The sequence below is a fragment of the Pseudomonas koreensis genome, from assembly GCF_025447595.1.
GTDB lineage: Bacteria > Pseudomonadota > Gammaproteobacteria > Pseudomonadales > Pseudomonadaceae > Aquipseudomonas > Aquipseudomonas koreensis_H.
On record NZ_JAOEJU010000001.1, the window covers coordinates 35,664 to 59,230 of the forward strand.

Sequence of the window (23,567 nt, forward strand, 5' to 3'; positions counted from 1 at the left end):
TTTGCCTCACCAGCAAAAAACGTGGTTATCATCCGCCGGCGCTTCGGGTCACAAACCCGGCGCCAGAAGATTGCCGTGCGTCTACAGACCCGGCAGTCGCAGCCGATCGGGACCACCCTGGCGCTGTCATCCCCGCGCAGGTTGTTCCTCGTCGTTGACCCTCAAATGGAAGTCGAGGTTTCAATTGGTCACGCGGTTTGCAATCGACGATGCAATGAACGGTGCGACGGATGTCGCCAGTGATTCAGCCTACTTTCCCGCTGCCTGCGCCGACCGCGCGGCGCTGTTCTTCGCAAGCCTTTCTCCCCCCGGATTTCTGCGTGTGCCCGCGTTCAACGCGAGTCTGCACGCGCGCGCCGCGCCATCCTCCTGAATTCGAATGACCGTGCCGGCACCTGATGCCGGGGCCTGACTGGCAGGGCGCGTGCTGTCCCTGCCTGATCACAAAAATAATGTAGTCATGGACGGTAGCCTCCGATGCTCGACAACACTTCCTTGCGTGGGACGAATCCCGCGCAGCCCGACGTTTGCTCCCTGAAACCGTTCGATGCAGACCTGTGCGTGCATGGTCTGTTTGAAGCGCAGGTGCTGCGCAACCCCGAGGCGATTGCCGCGCGCTGGCAGCAGGAGGCGCTCAGTTACCGTGAACTGAACACCCGCGCCAACCGGCTGGCCCATTACCTGCGCCACCTCGGGGTCGGGCCGGACGTGCGGGTCGGGCTGTGTCTGGAGCGTTCGCTGGAGATGCTGGTCGGCATACTGGCGGTGCTCAAGGCCGGTGGCGCCTATGTGCCGCTGGACCCGGCCTATCCGCAGGCGCGGCTGGCGCACATGCTGGCCGACAGCGCACCGTCGGTGGTGCTGACTCACGGCAAGGCACGCGATGCCTTGCGAGCGGCGCTCGAACACTCGGCGACTGCACCCGCGATATTGGATCTGGCCGACGCCAGTGATTGGGCTTCGCGCTCGGCAGACAACCTTGATCCTCAGGCGATCGGCCTGACACCCCGACATCTGGCGTACGTGATCTACACCTCCGGTTCCACCGGCATCCCGAAAGGCGTGATGGTCGAGCATCGCGGACTGATCGCCGTAAGCGCCGACTGGGCGCAGCTCTACGGATTGGGCGAGCCGATGAATCACCTGCAGATGGCCGGTTTTTCCTTCGACGTGTTCAGCGCCGACCTGATCCGTGCGCTGGGTTTTGGCGGCACGCTGGTGCTGTGCCCACGGGACACCCTGATGGACCCGCCGGCCCTGTATCGCCTGATGCGTGAGGCGCAGATCGGTTTTGCCGACTTCGTGCCGGCGCTGCTCAATCCGCTGCTGGCGTGGGTGGAAGAGACCGGCCAAGACCTGTCGTTCCTGCGCACCGTAGTCTGCGGCTCGGATATCTGGACCGCCCACAGCGCGCGGCAATTGCGCAGGCTTTGCGGTGAGCGGGTGCAGATTGTCCAGGCCTACGGGGTGACCGAGGCTAGCATCGACAGCACCTGTTTCGAGTTCACCGAAGGTACCCGGATCGACGCGGTTCTGCCCATCGGCCGGGCACTGCCCAATACCCGGATTTACCTGCTTGATGCTGACGGCGCACCCGTTGCCGAGGGTGTTGCGGGCGAGTTGTACATCGGTGGCGTCGGCGTGGCGCGCGGTTATCTGAACCTGCCGCAACTGACCGCCGAGCGTTTCATCGACAACCCGTTCGAGGTGGGCGAACGCCTTTACCGCACCGGGGATCTGGCGCGTTACCGGGCCGACAGCCAACTGGAGTTCCTCGGCCGTAACGATTCCCAGGCCAAGTTGCGCGGCCTGCGTCTGGAACTGGGAGAAATCGAAACCCGGCTGGCGGATATCCCGGGCATTCGGGAAAGCGTGGTGCTACTGCGCCAGGACAGTCCCGGTGAACCGCGATTGGTTGCCTATTACTGCGAAAAACCAGACATCACGCTGAGCCCGCGTTCCCTGCGTGAACAGCTGCACATCAGCCTGCCGGACTACATGGTGCCGACCGCCTTCGTGCGTCTCGACGCGTTGCCGCTGACCGCCAACGGCAAGGTTGACCGGCCAAATCTGCCGGCGCCGAACGCCGAGGCGTTCGATCAGCAGGAATACCAGGCACCCCAGGGCTCGCTGGAAATCGCGCTCGCCGAGATCTGGGCTGACGTGCTCGGCGTCGAGCGGGTGGGGCGTCAGGATCAGTTCTTCGCCCTCGGCGGTCACTCGCTGCTGGTGATGCGCGTGCTGGCGCAGGTTCGTCACACGCTGGGTCTGGAAGTCGCGCCTTCGACGCTGTTTGCCGCGCCGGTTCTGGCGGAGTTCGCTGAGCGGCTGCAAGCCAGTCAGGCTGCGGCTCGTCTAGCCATCGCAACCCTTGAACGCGTGGGCGCGCAAACGTTGTCGTCTGCTCAGCAGCGCCTGTGGTTTCTGGCACAAATGGAAGGTGGCAACGCGGCGTATCACATGCCGCTGAACCTGCGTTTGCGCGGTTCGCTGGACGTGCCGGCGCTCGAACGGAGCTTCAATCAGCTGGTGGCGCGCCATGCTGCGCTGCGCACGACGTTCATCGCCGTTGAAGGGGAAGGGCGACAACTGGTTTCGCCGACCGCGCACAGCATTCGACTGACGGCAACCGATCTGCAAGGTCCCGATGCTCAAGATCGTCTCACCCGGTTGATCGACGAAGAGGGCGCCCGACCGTTCGACCTGAGCCGGGGCCCGCTGATGCGGATCAGTCTGGTGCGGCTGGCGGAGGATGACCATGTGCTGTTGCTGACCCAGCATCACATCATCTCCGATGGCTGGTCGATGGGCGTGCTCACCCGCGAGCTGGGTCTGCTGTACTCGGCGGCGTTGCTGGATCGCGACGATCCGCTGCCGCCCTTGCCCGTGCAGTACGTGGATTACGCGGTGTGGCAAAAGCAGTGGCTGTCCGGCGACGTGCTGGAGCAGCAAAGCCGTTACTGGCGCGAAATCCTCACCGGCGCGCCGGTGCTGCTGGAGCTGCCGACCGACCACAAGCGTCCGCCCGTGCAGGATTACCTCGGCGGTTTTGTCCCGCTGGTCTTCGACGCCGCCCTGACCGCACGCCTGAAAGCATTGGGCATGCAACAAGGCACCACGCTGTTCATGAATCTGCTGGCCGGTTTTTCGCTGTTGCTGTCGCGCCTGTCTGGACAGAACGATGTGGTGATCGGCGTGCCATCGGCCAACCGTCCGCAGCAGGAACTGGAAGGGCTGATCGGTTTCTTCGTCAACACGTTGGCCCTGCGCATGACTCAGTCCGGAACGCCTTCGGTGACGCAATGGCTGCAACAGGCGCGGCGGGTGTCGCTGGACGCTCAGGAGCATCAGGACCTGCCGTTCGAGCAAGTGGTGGAATTGCTCAACCCGCCGCGCAGTCTGGCCCACAGTCCGTTGTTCCAGGTGCTGTTTGCCTGGGAGCAGGATCAGGATTCCGACCTGCTGCTGACCGGGCTCGACGTTACGCCGGTCGAGAGCAGTCATCACGTGGCCAAGTTCGATCTGCAACTGGCACTCAGTGAGCGCGATGGGCAGATCGTCGGTGGTCTGGAATATGCCTCGGGCCTGTTCGAGCGCAGCACTGTCGAGCAGTTCGGCGAGTACCTGCGTCGGGTGCTGACGCAGATGGTCGAGGACAGCCAGCAGTCGCTGGCCAGAATCAAGCTGCTGAGCGCCGAGCAACATCAGCAGATCGTTCATGACTGGAACCGCACCGTGCGGGATACCGCGTCGTTGCCCGGTTGCGTGGCGCGCTACGAAGCCCTGGCCCGGCAAACGCCCGACGCCGTGGCGCTGCTCGCCGACCGGGAGCAACTGAGTTACAGCGAACTGAATCGCGCCGCCAACCGACTCGCGCATTACCTGATCGAACAAGGCGTCGGCCCCGAGCATCGCGTCGGCCTGTGCCTGGAACGCTCGCCGCAAATGGTCATCGGCCTGCTGGCGATTCTCAAGGCCGGCGCGGCGTACGTGCCGTTCGACCCGGCTTACCCGAGCGAGCGTCTGGCGTTCATGTTCAGTGATGCCGCGCCGACCTTGCTGTTGACGCAATCGAGGCTGATGGCCGGGCTGCCGGCCAACGAGGCGAAAATCTGCTGCCTGGACACTGACGCAGCGCAATGGGCGCAACACCCGACGGATGATCCGCACGTCAATGTGAGCCCGGAACACCTGGGCTACGTGCTCTACACCTCCGGCTCCACCGGACGCCCGAAAGGCGTGGCCCACAGCCGTCGCGCGCTGGACAACCTGATCGCCTGGCAGCTCGATCAAGCGACTGCACCGCAGCGCGTGCTGCAATTCGCCTCGCTGAACTTCGACGTCTCTTTCCAGGAAATCTGCAGCACGCTCTGCCAGGGCGGCAGCCTGTTGTTGATGACCGAAGACAGCCGCAAGGACCTCGCCGCGCTGCGCCCGACCCTGGTGGCCGAAGGCGTGCAGCGGGCGTTCCTGCCATTTGCCGTGTTGCAGCAACTCGCCGGCCTCACCGAGGCCGACGCCCCGATGCCGGCCGGCGGCTGCGAGATCATCACCGCCGGTGAAGCCTTGCAAATCAATGACGAGCTGCGCGGTTTTGTCCGTGGGCTCGGTGGCGCGCAACTGCACAACCAGTACGGGCCGACCGAAACCCATGTGGTCAGCCAGTTCAGCCTCGACTGCAACCAGGCCGAATCCTGGCCGGACGCGCCGCCCATTGGCCGTCCCATCGCCAATGCGCGGCTCTATGTGCTGGACGAACATTTGAATCCGGTCCCGGTCGGCGTGGCGGGCGAGTTGTACATCGCTGGCGACTGTCTGGCCCGAGGGTATCTGAACCGCCCGGACCTGACCGCCGAACGCTTCCTGCCGGACCCGTTCAGCACCGAGCCGGGCGCGCGGATGTACCGCAGCGGCGACCTCGCGAAATTCCGGGCCGACGGCAACGTGCAGTACCTGGGACGCATCGACCAACAGGTGAAACTGCGCGGTTTCCGCATCGAACTCGGCGAGATCGACAGCCTGTTGCAGCAACAACGCGGCGTGCAGGAAGCCGCCGTGTTGCTGCGTGAAGACGTGGCCGGGGACAAGCGTCTGGTGGCCTACGTGGTCGGTACCGCGACCAGTGAATTTCTGCGTGCCGAACTACAACGTCAGTTGCCCGAACACATGATCCCGAGTGCCTGGGTCCGGCTCTCGCAATTGCCGCTGACCCGTAACGGCAAGCTCGACCGCCAGGCGCTGCCGGCACCGGAACGCAGCGCCGGGGCGACCTACGAGGCGCCGCGCAACGACGTTGAACGGCAAATGGCAGGGATCTGGGCCGAAGTGCTCAAGTGCGAGCGAGTCGGCATCCACGACAACTTCTTCGACCTCGGCGGCCACTCGCTGCTGGCGACGCGGATGATCTACGCGATCAACCAGCGGATGGGCGCGCAACTGTCACTGAGCAGTCTGTTCCAGACGCCGGTATTGATGGATCTGGCGGCGCAGGTTTCGCGTGAAGAGCAGAGCGTTGAACCGGCGTTCATCCAGATCGAGCCGGATCGAGCTAATCGACATGAGCCATTCCCTCTGACTGATATCCAGCAAGCGTACTGGTTTGGTCGCGAAGCCACGGTCAGCCTCGGCGGCGTCAGTGCCCACGGTTACGAAGAACTGCGCATTCCCGACTTCGACGCCGAGCGTTTCGAGCTGGCGCTGAATCGCATGATCCTGCGCCACGACATGCTGCGCGTGGTGTTCCTCAGCGACGGCACGCAACAGGTGCTGGCGCAGGTGCCGACCTATCGCATGCCCCGCAGCGATCTGCGCGGTTTGCCCGCCGAAGTGGCGCAGCGCACGCTGGAAGCGACCCGCGAACGCCAATCCCATCAGGTGCTGGACGCCAGTCGCTGGCCGCTGTTCGAGTTCAGCCTGTCGCTGCTCGATGACGGCATCACCCATCTGCACATCAGCCTCGACGCGCTGATCGTCGACGCCGCGAGCACGCAGATTCTCGCCCGCGAACTGATGGCGTTCTACGTCGATCCTACGCTGGAACTGGCCGAACCGGGCCTGACCTTCCGCGACTACGTCCTTGCCGAACAGCAACTGCGCAACAGCCGCCGCTACGAGCAGGCGCTGGGCTACTGGCGTGAACGGGTGACCACTCTGGCCCCGGCGCCGGACCTGCCGTTGGTGCGTCAGCCAGAAAGCATCGCCAACCCGCACTTCACCCGCCGCGACCGCGACATGTCGGCCGCGCAGTGGGCGCAACTCAAAGCCGTGGCCAAACAGTTTGCGGTGACGCCGTCGGTGATGCTGCTGACCGCGTTCAGCGAAGTGCTGGCGCTGTGGAGCCGCACGCCGCGCTTCACCCTGAGCCTGCCGCTGTTCAACCGCATGCCGTTGCACACCGATGTCGACGAAATCATCGGCGACTTCACCTCGCTGGTATTGCTGGAAGTCGGTATCGACGGTTCGCAGAGCTTCACCGACAAAGCCCGCGCGGTGCAGGCGCAGCTGTGGCGCGACATCGACCATTCGGTGGTCAGCGGCGTGCGGGTGCTGCGCGAATTGTCCCAGGCCCGGGGCGTGCAGCAGACGGCGATGCCGATCGTGTTCAACAGCACGCTGTCGGAAGCGGCGCCGGAACTGGCCGAGTTCAACCTCGCGGACGCATTGAACGCCAAACACATGCACAGCATCACCCAGACCCCGCAAGTGTGGCTCGACCACACGTTGCTGGAGCTGGAAGGGCGGCTGTTGTTCAACTGGGACAGCATCGACGAGCTGTTCCCGCAAGGCATGATCGAGCAGATGTTCGTCGCCTATAACACCCTGCTCGACAGCCTGTGCGAGCCGGCGGCCTGGGGCGCAAACACGCCACAACTGCTGCCGCAGGCACGCTTGCCGGCACCGGTCGACAATCTGCAAACGCTGCCATTGATGCACGAGCTGTTCGAACGTCAGGCCCTCGCTACGCCGGATGCGCTGGCGGTGATCGGCATGCGGCAGCTGACTTACGCCGAGTTGCGCACTGAGGCCCGCCGACTCGGCGCCCGCCTGCAAGCGCAGGGTGTGCTGCCGAACCGGTTGGTCGCGGTGGTGATGGAGCGCGGTTGGGAGCAAGTGGTCGCGACCCTGGCGATTCTGTATGCGGGCGGCGCTTACCTGCCGATCGAACCGACGCAACCGGCGGAACGGCTGCGGCATATTCTGGAGCGGGCCGAGGCGAGTCTGGCCCTGACCCAACCGGCGCTGCTCGACAAGATCGAATGGCCGGCGCAAGTCACGACCATTGCCGTGACCGATGAAGTTTCAAACGATGGACTGTCACTGCAACCGGTGCAGGTGAACGAAAGCGACCTCGCTTACGTGATCTACACCTCTGGCTCTACCGGCCAGCCGAAAGGCGTGGTGATCGACCATCGCGGTGCGGTCAACACCTTGCTCGACATCAATCGTCGTTTTGCCGTCGGGCCGAACGATCGGGTGTTGGCGATCTCGTCGCTGAGTTTCGACCTGTCGGTCTATGACTTCTTCGGTACGCTGGCGGTGGGTGCGACGGTGGTCATCCTCGACCCGCAACTGACCCTCGATCCGGCGCACTGGCTGGCGTTGATCGAACGCCATCACGTCAGCCTGTGGAACTCGGTGCCGGCGCTGCTCGGCATGCTGGTCGAGTACGTGGAGGGCGAGGGCGGCGCGTTGCCGGCCAGCCTGCGGGTGGCGATGCTGTCCGGCGACTGGATTCCTCTGACCCTGCCCGAGCGGGCCTGGGCCTTGCAGTCGGAGTTGCAGTTGATCAGCCTCGGTGGCGCCACCGAAGCGTCGATCTGGTCGATCTATTATCCGGTGAAGCACGTCGATCCGGCCTGGCGCAGCATTCCCTACGGCAAGGCCCTCGATCATCAGCGCTTCTACGTGCTGGATGAAGCGCTGCAAGTGCGGCCTACCTGGGTCGCGGGGCAGCTGTACATCGGCGGCATCGGTCTGGCGAAAGGTTACTGGCGCGATGAAAAACTCAGCGCCGGCAGCTTCTTCGATCATCCACTGACCGGCGAGCGGCTGTATCGCACCGGCGACCTCGGCCGTTTGCTGCCGGACGGCAACATCGAATTCCTCGGTCGCGAAGACAATCAGGTCAAGGTCCAGGGCTATCGCATCGAGCTGGGCGAGATCGAAGCCGCGCTCAATCGCCATCCCGGTGTGCAAAGCGCGGTGGTGCGGATTTTGGGCAGCACGTTGGGCGAGAAGCGTCTGGCGGGCTACGTGCTCAAGGCCGACCCGGCGTTGCAGGCCAGTGATTTCAGCGAATACCTGAGCGACAAACTGCCGGCTTATATGATTCCGGCCTCGTTCACCTTCGTTGAAGCGTGGCCGTTGTCGTCCAACGGCAAGGTCGACAAGAAACGCCTGCCGGAGCCTGAGCACATCGAGGAACAGGGGCCGGCGCTTGAAGTCGACGGCCCGCAGGAACAACGGCTGGTGGAAATCGTGCAGGACGTGCTCAAGCGCGAATCCATCGCCGCCAACGCCAACCTGCTGAACCTTGGCGCGACCTCGATCGATATCGTCAGAATCAGCAATGCGTTGTCCGGCGCTTTGCAGTTCCGCCCGCACGTGGCGCAACTGCTGGCCCAGCCGACATTGCTGCACTTGCTCGGCATGTACCGTCAAAACCGCGCGCGTCAGGATCTGCTCGGCAACGTGCAGCAGACCCCGGAGCCCGTGCAGGACATCATCGAAGATCCCCAGCAGCGGGCGCAGTTCAAGGCTGAACAGCGCGGGCGCCGCCACTTCGCTCAAGCCTTGCCGGCAGTGGCACTGGATCTGCCGCAAGACCCGGCCTTCGCCCGACGTTTGAGCGATTACCGTTCGGTGCGTCAATACGATCTGCAACCGATCACCACCCAGGCCTTCGCGCACGTACTGGCGGCGCTGGCCCAGGGGCAACTCGACGGCGAAGTGAAATACCAGTTCCCGTCGGCGGGCGGGCTGTACCCGATTCAGGCCTACCTCTACATCAAGGCGGATCGCGTGCTCGGCGTGCCCGGTGGCGCGTATTACTACGATCCCCGCCAGCATCGCTTGCTGGCGCTCCAGAGCGGATTGCTCGACCCGGACACCTACGACTATTTCGTCAACCGTCCGGTGTACGAGAACGCCGCGTTCTCGCTGTTCTTCATCGCCGACGTGGCCGCGATCCGCCCGTTGTATGGCGAGCGCAGCCGCGACTTCTGCCACATCGAAAGTGGTGCCATGGCCCAGTTGCTGAGCATGACCGCCGTCGAGCACGGCCTGGGCCTGTGCGGCATCGGCTCGGTCGAGGAACAACAACTGACGACGCTGTTCGACCTCGGGCCAAGCCATGAATTGATCTACTCGATGATCGGCGGGCTGCGCACGGCCGATGAACAGCACCGCGCGCCGGTCGAGGCGTTTGCCATCGAGCCGGTGACCGCAAGCCTGGACGACGAAGACATGGAGGAGTTCGAAGTATGAATGCCGATCAATTGCTGGCGTTGTTCGCTCGCCATGGCGTGGTGCTTGAGGTGGACGGTAACAGGCTGCGCTGCAAGGCGCCGCGCGGGTTTCTCACCGAAGAACTGACCCAGGCGCTCAAGCGTCACAAACAGGAACTGATTGCCTTGCTCGGCGGGCAGGATGACGCGGTGATTCCCCGCTGCGCTGGCGAACACGCGTCCTGGCCGTTGTCGTTCTCGCAGCGGCAGTTGTGGTTTCTCGATCAACTGGAACCCGGCAACCCGTTCTACAACGTGCCCACGGCGGTGAAGCTTAAGGGCCGGCTGGACGTAGCGCAGCTGGAACGAGCGCTGAACGAACTGGTTGCCCGCCACGAAGTCTTGCGCACGACGTTTTGCAGCGTGGACGGTGAACCGCGTCAGGTGGTGCACCCGTCGATGCCGCTGTCGTTGTCGGTGGTGGATCTGCGCGGATTGTCATTTAGCGAGCGTGAAGAACAGGTCCGAATCGCCGTCGAGCACGACGCCAGGGCTCCGTTCGATCTGGCCACTGGACCGTTGCTGCGTGCGTCTTTGTTGCGTGTGGCGGACGACGAGTTTCTGTGGCTGTACAGCGTGCACCACATCATCGCCGACGGCTGGTCGATGGGTGTGATCCTGCACGAAGTCGCCACGTTGTACGGCGATTATCTGCGTGGCGAAACCCCGACGCTTGCACCGCTGCCGGTGCAATACGCCGACTACGCCTGCTGGCAGCAACAACGCGTCGGCGGTGCGGCGCTGGACGCACAGCTCGAATACTGGCGTCGTACCCTGGACGACGCGCCGCTGTTATCGACCTTGCCCGCCGACCGGCCGCGACCGCTGGTGCAGCGTTATGTCGGCGCCACTTTCAGTTCCTCCGTCGATGGCGGCACCTTGCGCGAACTCACGGCGCTGGGTCGGCAAACTCAGGGCACGCTGTTCAACGTGCTGCTGGGCGCATTGGCGGTGTTGCTGTGGCGCCACAGCGGTCAGCAGGATTTGTGCATCGGCACACCGTTCGCCAACCGCAATCGCCCGGAAGTCGAGCCGCTGATCGGCCATTTCGTCAACACGCTGGTGCTGCGTCAGCGCCTGAATCCGCAGCAGACCTTTGCCGAACTGCTGCGTGAAGTGCGCGGCCAGATGCTTGATGTCCACGCCCATCAGGACGTGCCGTTCGACCGCGTGGTCGAGGCCGTCAATCCGCCGCGCGACCCCGGTCATTCGCCGTTGTTCCAGGTGATGCTGGTGTTGCAGAACACACCGGGCAACGCGGTGCCGATGCCCGGTCTGGAACTGGCGCCGTACGGCACCAGCAGCGCCACGGCCAAGTTCGATCTGGCATTCGAATGGGTCGAGCGGGCAGGGCGGCTGGACCTGCTGGTGGAGTACAACACCGATCTCTACGACGTCGCGACCATCGAGCGCCTGAGCGGGCACTATCGTCATCTGCTCGAACAGATCGCCGCTGATGCCAAGCAGCCGATCAATGCCTTGCCGTTGATGAACGAGGCGGAGCGTCAGCAGGTGCTGGTCGACTTCAATCGCGCCGCGCCGCTGACGCAAGCAACGCCCTGCGTGCATCAACTGGTCGAAGCGCAGGCCGCGAGCAACCCTCAGGCCTGCGCAGTGGTGTTCGAGGGCGAGTCACTGAGCTACGCCGAACTCAATGCCCAAGCCAACCGGTTGGCGCGGCATTTGCGCACGTTGGGCGTCGGCCCGGATGTGCGCGTGGCGGTGTGCATCGAGCGTTCGCTGGAGTTGCCGGTGGCGCTGCTGGCGGTGCTCAAGGCCGGTGGCGCCTACGTGCCGCTGGATCCGGATTACCCGCTGGGACGCCTGAGCCATATGCTCGGCGACAGCACGCCGGCGGTGCTGTTGACCCTCGGTTCGGCGCACGGAATCTTGCGCCAGGCCTTGCAAGGCTCGAATTGGGAAGCGCCGATTCTCGACCTCGAAAAAGATGCCGCGAGCTGGGCGTCGTTGCCTGCCGACAATCTCGATCCACGTAATGTCGGCGTCACCCCTGACCATCTCGCCTATGTGATCTACACCTCCGGCACCACCGGTTTGCCCAAGGGCGCGATGGTCGCCCACCGTGGCTTGAGCAACCTGCTGCTGTGGTGTTTGCAGGTCTGCGGCGAAGCGGGGGCGATGCTGCACAAGATTCCGTTCGGTTTCGACGCCTCGGCCTGGGAGACCTTCTGGCCGCTGGCAACCGGCGGACGGCTGGTGATCGCGCGGCCCGGCGGACATTACGAACCGGCGTATCTGGCCCGCGAGGTGCGCGAGCAGCAGGTCACGGCGCTGGTGTTCGTGCCGGCGATGTTGCAGCTGTTTCTGGAAGTCGACGAGGTCAGCCAGTGTACGTCGCTGACCGATGTGTTCAGCGGCGGCGGTGAACTGCCACCAGCCCTGGCCCGACGTTTTCAGGAGCGCCTGCCCCATGCGCGGCTGCACAACGTCTACGGCCCGACCGAAACCACGGTGATTAACAGCATCTGGACGCTGGAGCCCGGCGCCGAGGTGCCGGCCCGGCAACTGCCGATCGGCCGGCCGATTTCCAACAACCGTTTTTACGTGCTTGATGACCGCGATGAGCCGGTGCCGGTGGGCGTGACCGGGCATCTGCACATTGGCGGCGTGGGCGTGGCCCAGGGTTATCTGGGGCTGGCGCAGCTCAGTGCCGAGCGCTTTATCGATAATCCATTTGTCGCGGGAGACCGGCTCTATCGCAGCGGCGATCTGGCGCGCTATCGCCCGGACGGTCAGCTGGAATTTCTCGGTCGCAACGACTTTCAGGTCAAGTTGCGCGGCGTGCGTCTGGAGCTGGGCGAGATCGAAGCCCGGCTCGAAGCGTTTCCCGGCATCCGCAGCGCCGTGGTGCTGATGGTCGGCGAAGCAGCGCAGGATCAGCGGCTGGTAGCTTGTTGCGTGGTGGCAGAGCCCGTGGACGAAGCAGCGGTGCACGCTCATCTGGCGACAACCCTGCCCAGAGCCGTAATCCCCGGCAGCTATCTGTGGCTCGACGCCTTGCCGCTGACCGCCAACGGCAAGGTTGATCGCGCCGCGCTGACAGCGTTGGCAGACGAAGAGATGGTCAACCGTCAGGTCAACCTGAGCAGCCCGCGCGATCATATCGAACTGGCGCTGTACCAGATCTGGAAAAGCCTGTTGCTGGCGCCGCAGATCGGCATTCGCGACAACTTCTTCAATGTCGGCGGAACCTCCATCGCCGCGATCAAAATGGCCCATGAAATCAGCCAGCAGTTTGCAGTTGAAGTGCCGGTGCGCGTGGTGCTCAGCTACCCGACCATCGAAGCGCTGGGTGGTTGGCTGCGGGTTGGGGCCAATCCGGCGCTGGCCCAGAGCAACTTGATCGAATTCCGGCGCGGCAGCGGCCAGCACAACGTGGTGTGCATTCATCCGGCGGGCGGCACGGCGTTCTGTTACCTGTCGCTGGCCAAGGTGCTGCCGGATGAAACCGGCGTGTACGGGGTGCAATCGCCGGGGCTGAATCCGGGGGAGAGTACCGAGCCGACAGTCGAAGCGATGGCCGAGGCTTACTTGCGCCAGATCGAACCGCTGACACAGCAACCGCTGATCCTCACCGGGCTGTCGTTTGGCGGTCTGGTGGCCTATGAAATGGCGCGGCGGTTGACGGCGGCGGGGCATCGGCAGGTGACCGTGGTGCTGCTCGACACCCAGGGCAGCGACGATCCGGGTTTCCGCGAGCAGATCGGCACCGTGGACATGGCCGAGTTCCGCGACAAACTGGTGCGCTTCAACGGCATGTACCCCGGCATCGAAGACGCCCAGGTCGAACGCTACTTCAACATCTACAACCACAACCGGCTGGCCATGGCTGCCTATGAGTGCGCGCCGTCCGCCGGTCGCGTGGTGCTGATTCAGGCGCGGGAAGATTTCAGCCGCCATCAATTGTATGAACTGCGCGGTTTCTGGCGTCGCCGCGCAGGCAGCGGTTATCTGGCGAAACTGGTCAGCGGCGGGCACTGGGACATGCTCGAAAGCGCGGAGATCCACCGGGTCTCGCAAATCATCCGTCAGGAGCTGCAACGCTTCGACGCGCAGGAGGCGAAATGATGAGTGCGTCCAAAGACATGCCGTTGCTCGCGCGTTTTGCCGAGCAAGTGCGGCGTAATCCGCAAGCGCCGGCGGTGATCGATCAGTCGGTCACGCTGACTTACGCCGAACTGGCCAGCGCCAGCGAACGTATTGCCCGAGGATTGCTGGCGCGTGGCATCGAGCCCGGCCAGTCGCTGGCGTTGTGCATGCCGCGTTGCTGGCAATGGTTGGCGGCGATACTCGGCGCGCTGAAAGTCGGTGCGGTGGTGGTGCCGCTGGATCGGGCCAGCCCGCGTAAACGCCGGGAGTTGATGCTGGCGGATGCGGCGTGTGTCGGCCTGATTACCCTGGATGAAGAATCGCAGTGGTGGCCTTCACTGTGGCAAACCAGCGTCGAGGCCTTGCTCGATCAGCCGGACGCTCCGCCGCAAGCGTTGGCCGAAGACTTTGCCGAGGTGATGTTCCTGTTCTACACCTCGGGCACCACCGGCACCCCGAAAGCGGTCGAGGTGGGCGAGCGCGGCTTGCTGCGGCTGGCGCACACCGACGGCTATATCGAGATTCGCCCGACAGACCGGTTTGCCTGCCTGTCCAACCCTGCGTTCGATGCGTGCAGTTTCGAACTCTGGGCGCCGCTGCTCAACGGTGGTTGCTGCGTGATGATCGCCGACGAGGACGTGCTGGATGCACGTCGCCTGGCGGACGTGCTGGAGCGGACGCAGGTCGACAACCTGTTCATGACGGTGTCGCTGTTCAACACGTTGATTGCCGAGTGGCCGTCGTGCTTCTCCAGCGTGCGTCAGGTACTGATCGGCGGTGAGCAGATCAGCGCTGCCGCCGTGCGCGGATGGTATCGGGCCAACCCTGAGAGCCGTTGCCGGATTTTCAACGTCTATGGCCCGACCGAATGCACCACGTTTGCCTTGTGCTGGCCGATCAGTCGTGACTTTGCCGGTGACTCGGCGCCTATTGGCCGACCGTTGCCGGATACCGGCGTGTTGGTGCTGGATGAGCAGCAACGTCCCGTGCCGGCGGGCGAGGTGGGCGAGCTGTATTTGAGTGGCAGCGGCGTCGCCCGTGGCTATCGCAACCGGCCCGAAGAAACTGCACGTCAGTTTTGGCGTTTGCCCGACCTCGACGGTGGTGCGCAGGTGCATTACCGCACTGGCGATCTGGTGCGGCGTAATGCCGAAGGCTTGATCGAGTACCTGGGGCGGGTCGACCGGCAGGTGAAGATTCGCGGCTTCCGGATCGAACCGGGGGAGGTGGAGCAACGGATGCTGGAGTACCCGGGCGTGGCGCAGGTGTACGTCTGCACGCGGCGTCAGGCGGCGGAGGATCACCAGTTGCTGGCGTTTATCGTGCCTCGCGGGGATCTGGACTATCACGCATTTGAAAAGCATCTGCGGGCACAACTGGCGCCGTATATGCGGCCGCATCAGTTGTTTCTGCTGGAGCGCCTGCCGCTGACGGCCAATGGCAAGATCGACCGCGACGGGTTGCTGGCGCAGGGGTTGAAGCCGTGGCATCCAGTGATGGATGCCGTTGACGATGGCGCTGCTTCGCCTGCCTTGAACTGGATGCTGAAATACGCCCGCTCGCTGCTCGGTCAATCGGCCCTGAATGCGCAGGACGACTGGCTGGGCAGCGGTGGCGATTCGCTCAAGGCCATGCGCCTGCGTTCGGCGATCCGTGTTCGCTGGCAGCGCGAGATCGCTCTCGATACATTGCTCAACGAGCCATTCTCGTCATTGGCCGAGCAACTGACCGGTGAGCGAAACTGCGATTCGATCTACCCGCCTGCGCCCCCGATCAGTAGCGCCAAACGCCTGCCGGCCACCGCCGAACAGCGCCGCCTGTGGCTGTTACAACAACGCTCATTGACCTCGACGGCCTACAGCGTGCCGCTGATTTTGCATCTGGCGGCGGGCGTTGATGTCGCGGCGCTGGCGGAGGCCGTTGGGCGTCTGGTGCTGCGCCATCCGGGATTGCGCACGGCTTTTGCACCCGGTGCCGATGGACTCGATCAGGTTATCGCCGAGCAGGGGCCGACCTGTCGCACCTTCGCGGTCGGGCATTTCACCGAGGACAATTGGCAGGCCTTCGCAGAACTGGTGTTCGCAGCGCCGTTCGACCTCACCACGCCGAACCTATTTCAAGCCTGGCTGTTGCCGTTCGCCGACGGCAGTTGCCGGCTGTTGCTGAATCTGCATCACATCATCGTCGATGGCTGGTCGGTGAATCTGCTGTTCAACGACCTGGCACAGCTTTACACCGATGTCCTGCAAGGCGACGACAGCCCGCAACCAGCCGCCCGATTGACGACGCTGGAGTTTGGCCAGTGGCAGCGACAGTGGAGCGTCGATCCGCATTATCGCGACCAGCGCCGGGCACTCGCCGAGTTGAATCGCCGTCAGGAAGAACCGTCGCCCGCGTTGATGCCAATGCGCGAAATCAGCCCGGACGCCCGCTTGCACCGGGAACCCCTGGGCACCCTGCGCAGCGCGGCCCTCGAACGCTTTTGCACCCAACAACGGCTGACCCGTTTCGAAGTGCTGTTCAGTGTTTTCGCCTGGAGCCTGTACGCCCTGACCGGGTGCGAGCGGCTTCGGATCGCCAGCCCGGTGTCCAACCGGCCGCTGGCGGAGTTCGAAGACACCGTTGGCATGTTTGCCAACACCGTACTGATCCCCACCTCCGTTGAAAACGCATTGCCCCTGAGCGAGCAGTTGCGCAAACAGACCGCCACCGTGCGCGAGGTGCTGGCGTTGCAGGATGTGGCGCTGGCGGATCTGGTGGAAGACCTGCGGCTGTCGTCGAGCCCTTCGTTGTTCGACTTCATGTTCGTGCTGGAAAACACCGATTACGCGGCGCTGACCGGTTCCAGCCTGTGCGCCACGCTGGAATTCAACGAGCAGTTGCACGCCAAGTGCCCGCTGACGTTGTTGATGGTGGGGAGCGGTTCGCAACTGGAATGCTGGTGGGAATATCAGTGCAGCTATTTTGATGCCGAACAGGTGCGGGCGGTGAACGCACTGTTCCGCCGAGGGCTGGACCTGTTGCTGGAACGCCCGGGGGCCAGGCTCGATGATTTGCTCGGTCCGTATCGAAGCAGCCTGCCACCGGCCAGCGAAGGCTCGCAGATTGCGCTGCCGTTCAACACGTTGGCGGACGGGTTCGAGCATCAAGTGCATTGCTCACCTGAGGCGGTCGCGCTGGTTCAAGGGCCGCACCGCCTCACTTACAACGAACTGAATAGGCTGGCCGACGCTCTGGCCGCTGACTTGATCAAGCATCATCCCTTGCCGACCGGGAACACGCCGCTGCATGTCGTGCTGTTTCTCGATGCCTCGGTGGAACACATTGTCGCCTTGCTGGCGCTGGCCAAACTCAACCTGACCGCCGTTCCGCTGGATCCTGCTTATCCGGTGGCGATCCAGCGTCAGGTGCTGGAGCAGGCGCAACCGCATTGTGTGCTGTTCAGCGATACAACGGCGGCCGCACTCAATGACCTGAACGCCGGACGATTCGCCACGCATCGGGTCGATCTGCACGTCTATGTCAAAGCGTTAGAACGTCCGCGCCATGCCGGTGAACGGCCGCTGTACACGCTGTTCACCTCAGGATCCACCGGCACGCCAAAAGGTGTGCAAGTGTCCGAGCGCACGCTGTGCAACCTGCTGCAATGGCAGCGCACCGAAGGGCAGTTGCCGGCGAAAGCGGTGACCCTGCAGTTTTCGATGCTGTCGTTCGATGTGTCGTTCCAGGAGATTTTCAGCACCCTGTGCGGGGGCGGCTGTTATCACCTGATTATGCCGCGCTGGCGTCAGGATGCCGAGGCGTTGCTGGATTACATGGTCGAGGCGCGGATCGAGCGCCTGTTCCTTCCATACGTGGCCTTGCAGCATCTGGCGCAAACCGCCGTGGCCCGGGGCATTTACCCGTCGGCGTTGCGTGAGGTGATCACGGCCGGCGAGCAATTGCTCTGCACGGAGGCGCTGCGCAACTGGTTCGGCGGCATGCCGCAGGCCTCGCTGTTCAACCACTACGGTCCGACCGAAACCCACGTGGTCAGCGCCTTGCGCCTTCCGCCCGTGGCGCGGGACTGGCCGTTGCGCGCGCCGATCGGTCATGCCGTCGGCAATGCGCGGTTGCTGCTGGTCGATGAGCATGACCGCCCGATGCCGATCGGCAGTCGCGGCTATCTGCTGGTGGCCGGGCCGATGGTTGCCCGCTGTTATCTGGCTGATCCTGCACTGAACGCCGCGCGATTTGTCGAGCTGGCAGACGGCTGTTTGTACTACCGCACCGGCGATCTGGCGTGGGCCGATGCCCAAGGCTGCCTGCATTACCTGGGACGTGACGATCAGCAGATCAAACTCAGCGGCCATCGTCTGGAGCTGGGGCAGATCGAGGCGGCGCTGATGCAGGTGCCGGAAGTGGTCAACGCGGTGGTGGCGGTTCAGGCCGATCCGCCACGGCTGATCGCCTGGCTGCAACTCGATGGCCAACCTGCAACGTCGCAAGCGCTGGATCGTCAGGTGGCGCGGTTGCTGCCAGCCCATGTGCGGATCGATGAATACCGACGGATCGACCGCTGGCCACGCACCCCCAGCGGCAAGATCGACCGCAAGGCTTTGCCGAATCTGGGCGAGGCGTTGGAGCGGCGCAGCACGCCACAACCGGTTGTTGAATTAAGTGCGCTGGAGCGGCAACTGAGCGAGTTGTTCCAGGCAGTGATCGGCCGTGACATCGAGCCGGAGCAGACCTTCTTCGAGGCCGGCGCCACCAGCCTCGGCCTGATGCGTTTGCATGGTCGTTACGCCGAAGAGCTGCCGCACAAGGTGACGATGGCCGATCTGTTCGAGCACGCCACGGTGCGGCGTCTGGCGGCGCACCTGTCGACCGCTCCCACGGCAGCGGCGGAGCGCGTAAGGCAAACCGATGCAGGTCATCAACCGATGGCGATTATCGGCATGTCAGTGAATGTGGCCGGGGCGCAGAACCTGTCCGAGTTCTGGGCGATGGTGCAAGGCAATAAGCTGGGCATCGAGCACTTTGCTGCCGAAGAAGGCCTGGTCGGCGCCCGCAGCCAACTGGCCGGCATGCTCGATTTCGATCCCGAGTACTTCGGCATCAGCCGCCAGGAAGCACGCCTGATGGACCCGCAACAGCGGCATCTGCTGATGGCGTGCGTGCAGGCCCTGCAACACGCGGCCATCGTTCCGTCGGCGGACGGCCCGCGCATCGGCCTGATCGCCAGTTGCGGCGAAACCACCTACTTCCAGCAGATGCTGCGCGAGACCGCCGACGACGATCTGCCGGACGGCTTCCAGCTGGCGCTGCACCACGACAAGGATTTTCTGGCGACCAAGGCCGCGTATCACCTGGACCTCAACGGCCCGGCCCTGAGCGTGCAGGCCGCTTGCGGCAGTTCGCTGATCGCCGTGCACCTGGCCAGTTCGATGCTGCGCCAGGGCGACAGTGACGTGATGCTCGCGGCCGGGGTGCTGATCGACCCGACCCTGACCGAGGGCTATCGGCATCGCTCGCAGCACATCTTCTCCGCCGATGGTCTGTGTCGTCCGTTCAGCGACGACGCCAGCGGCACCCTCGGTGCCAGTGGTTACGGCGTCGTGGTGCTCAAACCGCTGGCCAAGGCGCGGGCCGATGGCGACCGGATCTATGCGTTGCTCGAAGGCTCGGCGTTGAACAACGATGGCCGGGCCAAGATGAGTTACACCGCACCGTCGGTGGCCGGGCAGAGCGCGGTCATCCGCGATGCCTTGAGCCGCGCCGGGTTGACCGGTGCCGACATCGACTACATCGAGGCCCACGGCACCGGCACCTTGCTGGGCGATCCCATCGAGGTTGCGGCGTTGACCAAGGCTTTCGGCGATGCGCCGGCCGGTCAGTGCGCATTGGCTTCGGTGAAAAGCCAGATCGGTCATCTGGGCGCGGCGGCGGGGGTGGTCGGGCTGATTCGCGCCAGCCTCGCGGTGTTCCATGGCGTGCTGCCGCCGAACCTCGGTTTTGGCCGGATCAATCCACAGATCGATCTGGAGCATTCGCCGTTCTATGTACCGACCACGTCCCGGCCATGGCCGGAAGGGCGGCGGCGACTGGCCGGTGTCAGCAGTTTCGGGATTGGCGGGACCAATGCGCATGTCATCGTTGGTGCCGCGCCAATCTCGCAGGAAAAGGTCGAGGAAGCGCTGCCGCTGCTGATGATTTCGGCTCTCAGCCGGGCGGAGTTGCTGCGCGATATCGCGGCGATTCGTGAATACCTGCAAAACAATCCGGAACAGCACAATGCGTTGCTGCGGTACTTGCAGTCGGGTCGTCGGCAACTGCGCTGGCGCTTCGGGATGGTCTGCCTGCCGGGTGATGACATTCCATCGCAGCCGACAGGGATCAAGGAAGTCACCGCTTCGGGCGCGCAACTTAAAATCGTCGATCAATCGCCGCAGGAACTGCTGGACGCCTGGTACGAAGGCGCGAATATCCAATGGTCGCAGCGCTCGGCACCGCCGCCCTGGGATTTGCCGCCGTCGTCGTTCGATCTTCAGCCGTATCGTTTCCAGACTGCTGTAGCTGCTCAACCTGATGCGCCAGCCCTTGAGCGACAACCGCTGGCGGACTGGTTTCACCAACGACAGTGGGTGCGCACCCGACGCCTGAGCGCGATAGCCACGACCGGATCCCGAGAAGTGCTGATCCTGTGCAGCCATCAGGCACCGGAATCGACATTGCTGGCGAGTCTGAACGCTGTGTACCGCCGCGTGATTCAAGTGCGCACCGGCAATGGCTTCAAACGCTTGAGCCCGGACCGTTTCGAGCTGGATCCGCTGGACACGGAAGCCCTGAACCGGTTGCTCGCCGAGGTTGCAGAACCAGACCTTGGCGAACTCGACTGGCTGCATGCCTTGCCGCTGGCGGTGTCGGGTGCGGTCAACGAGCAAAGTCTGGATCTGGCGCAGTGGGCCTGTCTGGACACAGTCAGTGCGCTGATGCAGGCCTGGGGGCAAACCTCGCGCACGACCCGTCTGCGCTTATGGTTGATGTCATGGCAGGCATGCCCGGTGTGCGGCGAGGTTCAGCGGCCCGAGCTGGCAGCGCTGGCCGGCATCACCGAAGTGGTGCCGCAGGAATATCCGGTGCGTTGTCACTGGCTGGATTTGCCATCGTCGTGCCTCGATGCGCAGGCCGACGAGTTGGCAGCGTTGCTTGCCGATCCGGTTTCTTTGCCTCGGCGAATGGCAGTGCGCGACGGTTACCTGTGGCAGCCACGCTTGATGCCTCAGCCATTGACCGACCCAACAACGACATCAGGACTTCTGCCGGAAGACGGCACGTTTCTGGTACTGGGCGGCAGCGGCGGCATCGGCCGGACCTTGTGCGAGCACCTGCTACAGGCACCCGCGCGCCGTGTGGTGCTGATCTCGCGCCAAGGGCAATTGCCTGAGTCGCTGGCGGCATACGCATCGCGGATCGACTGCATCAAAGCGGACATCGCCGACCTGCCGCGCTGGCCACAAATAATCGATCAACTGGCCGTTCGTTACGGTCGCCTGAGCGGGGTGATTCATGCAGCGGGCGTCGGTGCGGGCAGCCTGATTCGCCACCGCGATGCCCGGCAAATGGCCGAGGCGATGGCCGCCAAGACTCGCGGCATGCTGGCGGTCGAAGCCTTGATCGAGCACCTGACGCCGTGTTTTGTCCTGTACTGCTCGTCGATGTCGGCACTGTTCGGCGGCGCGGGGCATGTGGATTACGCAGCGGCCAGCGGGGTGCTCGACGGCTTCACCCACTATCGCCCGACCCCGGCCGACACTTGCCTGCGCCTCGGAATCAACTGGGACATCTGGCGCGACATCGGCATGGCCACCACCAGCAACGGCGGAGACGCCGCGCATCTGGAGCATCTGACGTTAGGGTTGTCGGCGGAAGAGGGTTGCCGAGTGTTCGATCTGGCGATGGCGACGCAGCTGCCGCAACTGCTGATCTCCACCACCGGCATCGACAAGGCGCGACGGTTTTATCCGGTTCGCCATGGTGCCGTGGCCGCGCCGGTCGAGGCGCCGAAGGGCGTGGATCTGTCGGCGCGTTTGCGTGAGTGCCTGTGCAAGTGGCTCGGTGTGGCGGAGCTGGAGGACGACGATTCGCTTTATGACCTCGGCGCGGATTCGCTGACGCTGCTCGACCTGATCGACGAACTGCAAGCAGCCACGGGCGAGGTGTTCCAGCTGTCGCAATTCAGCCACAAGGTCAGCCTGAGCGAAGTGCTGGGGCTGGTCTCGATCTCCACGGTTGAAGAAGCGCCGCAGGGTTGGCGCGACGCAGTGCGGATCGATCAATGGCATGCCGGTGCCGGCCGCGACTGGCTGTACCTGATCCACCCGGTGGGTGGTGATGTTCAGGCCTATCGGGAACTGGTGTCGGCGCTGCCGGCGGAACTGGGCGTGTGCGTGATCGCGGATCCTGCGTTGCGTCTGCCGCAGTTGCCGAACATCAGCGTGGAGGAACGTGCAAGCGAATATCTGGCGGCGATCAAGGCCCACCTTCCGCACGGCAGCACTTGGCGTCTGGCAGGCTGGTCGTTCGGTGCATGGGTGGCGCAGGCGCTGTGTCATCAGGCCCAGGCTGACGGGTTCAGGCAACCGTTGTTGTACCTGATCGACCCGCCCGCGCCGGATGCCGGCGCGGAACTGGCCGGCATCGACGAACAGACCATCGAGCAGGTGTTCCAGCGCGAGTTCGTCCAGCGCTGGCCGTCGGTCGAAGGGCAGGGCATGGCCGAGGAACGTCAGGCCTATCTGCAACGGCTGACGGTGTGCTGCCGCAACAACATGACCAGCATGATCGACTTCCAGCCGCCGGCGCTGGCGAGCACGGCGGTGCGGCTGTTCAGCGCCGGGCACGCCAATCCTTATGGGCTGGGCAACGCCTGGAATCCGGACGACCTGCAACGCAGCTGGCAGGCCTTGCTGCCGAAATTGCGCAGTTGGCAAACCCTGGACACCGATCACTACGGCATCGTGGCGGGCCGCTGGGCGCGGTTGCTGGCCGAGGTGATTGGCACGGATGAGCCTGCGCCATGAATGAACCGATCTCGATGCCGCCATGGTGGCTGGCGCTGACCAAAGTGTTGTGCGAAGCCGAACCGGACGAGGCCTTGCGCTTGCGCTTGAGCCGATTCCGGGGACAGGTGCCGTTTCAGCTGTTTCATCGCTGGCAGGCGGATGTGGTCATGCCGATGCTCTGCGAAGCCTTGCCAGAACATTCGCAGGCGCTGATCGCGTTGCAAAGCCTGCATCAGCGGGCGGCGCTCGGTGTGATCGGGCGTCAGGGCGAATGGCGGGCAACGCTCAAACCGGTGTTGCTGATGCTGTATCGCAAGGCCTACGCCTATGACGCGGCGTACGCCAAGGCCCACGCCAGTGCGCTGACCTACGGCCTGGCACCGGCCAACACCGCCATGATTACCGAGCACTTCGGCGACGCCGAGGCGTTCGCCGAGTACTACGCGCAACTGAATACCGAGGCCGCCGCCACCGCGTTTGCCCAGGCCCATGCCAGCGCCAACGCCGAAGTGTCGGCCCGGGCCTTTGCGGCCGACGATGAAGACACCTGCGCGCAGATTTGCAGGGCCTCCGTGCGGGTTTACGTCGAGGCTTGCTCGCAGACCGACGAACAGCGGCATGCCGCACTCAACCAACTCGCCGCCGGGCTTGAGCGAAGTCTGGCCACACTGCAATCCCGTTCAACAGGAGAACGACATGAATGACGCACAACTGCAATTCGATGTGGTGATCAACGCTCAGGGCCAGTATTCCCTGTGGCCGGCGGGCAAGCCGATGGCCAGCGGCTGGAGCGAGGCGGGGATGCGTGGCGAACGCCAGGTCTGTCTGGATTACATCAACGAACACTGGATCGACATGCGCCCGCGTTCGCTGCGCGAGCAGTCATCGGTGTCGTTCCAATAAAAAA

At 64.1% G+C, this 23,567-nt stretch carries 5 protein-coding genes; all 5 read left to right on the forward strand.

All coding sequences use genetic code 11. The features are described 5' to 3' along the window. Positions 1 to 477 precede the first annotated feature (477 nt). From N8H71_RS00165 to N8H71_RS00185, 5 genes are read left to right on the forward strand one after another with little or no spacing between them, the layout of a single operon-like run. Positions 478 to 9,486, forward strand: coding sequence for a non-ribosomal peptide synthetase (locus N8H71_RS00165; protein ID WP_262192232.1), 9,009 nt, complete (start codon positions 478 to 480; stop codon positions 9,484 to 9,486). Then, positions 9,483 to 13,595: an amino acid adenylation domain-containing protein gene (locus N8H71_RS00170; RefSeq protein ID WP_262192233.1), complete on the forward strand. Its 4,113-nt coding sequence runs from the start codon at positions 9,483 to 9,485 to the stop codon at positions 13,593 to 13,595. Before N8H71_RS00165 ends, N8H71_RS00170 begins: the two co-directional genes overlap by 4 nt. Next, positions 13,595 to 22,678, forward strand: coding sequence for an amino acid adenylation domain-containing protein (locus tag N8H71_RS00175; protein WP_431768294.1), 9,084 nt, complete (start codon positions 13,595 to 13,597; stop codon positions 22,676 to 22,678). Before N8H71_RS00170 ends, N8H71_RS00175 begins: the two co-directional genes overlap by 1 nt. Next, positions 22,675 to 23,364 carry a hypothetical protein gene (locus tag N8H71_RS00180; protein ID WP_262192235.1) on the forward strand — a complete coding sequence of 230 codons (690 nt, stop codon included), beginning with the start codon at positions 22,675 to 22,677 and terminating at the stop codon, positions 23,362 to 23,364. Before N8H71_RS00175 ends, N8H71_RS00180 begins: the two co-directional genes overlap by 4 nt. Further along, positions 23,357 to 23,563 (forward strand): MbtH family protein, encoded by a 207-nt coding sequence (locus tag N8H71_RS00185; protein ID WP_011333696.1) that lies wholly within the window; start codon positions 23,357 to 23,359, stop codon positions 23,561 to 23,563. The genes N8H71_RS00180 and N8H71_RS00185 overlap by 8 nt, the downstream gene beginning before the upstream one ends. Positions 23,564 to 23,567 lie beyond the last annotated feature (4 nt).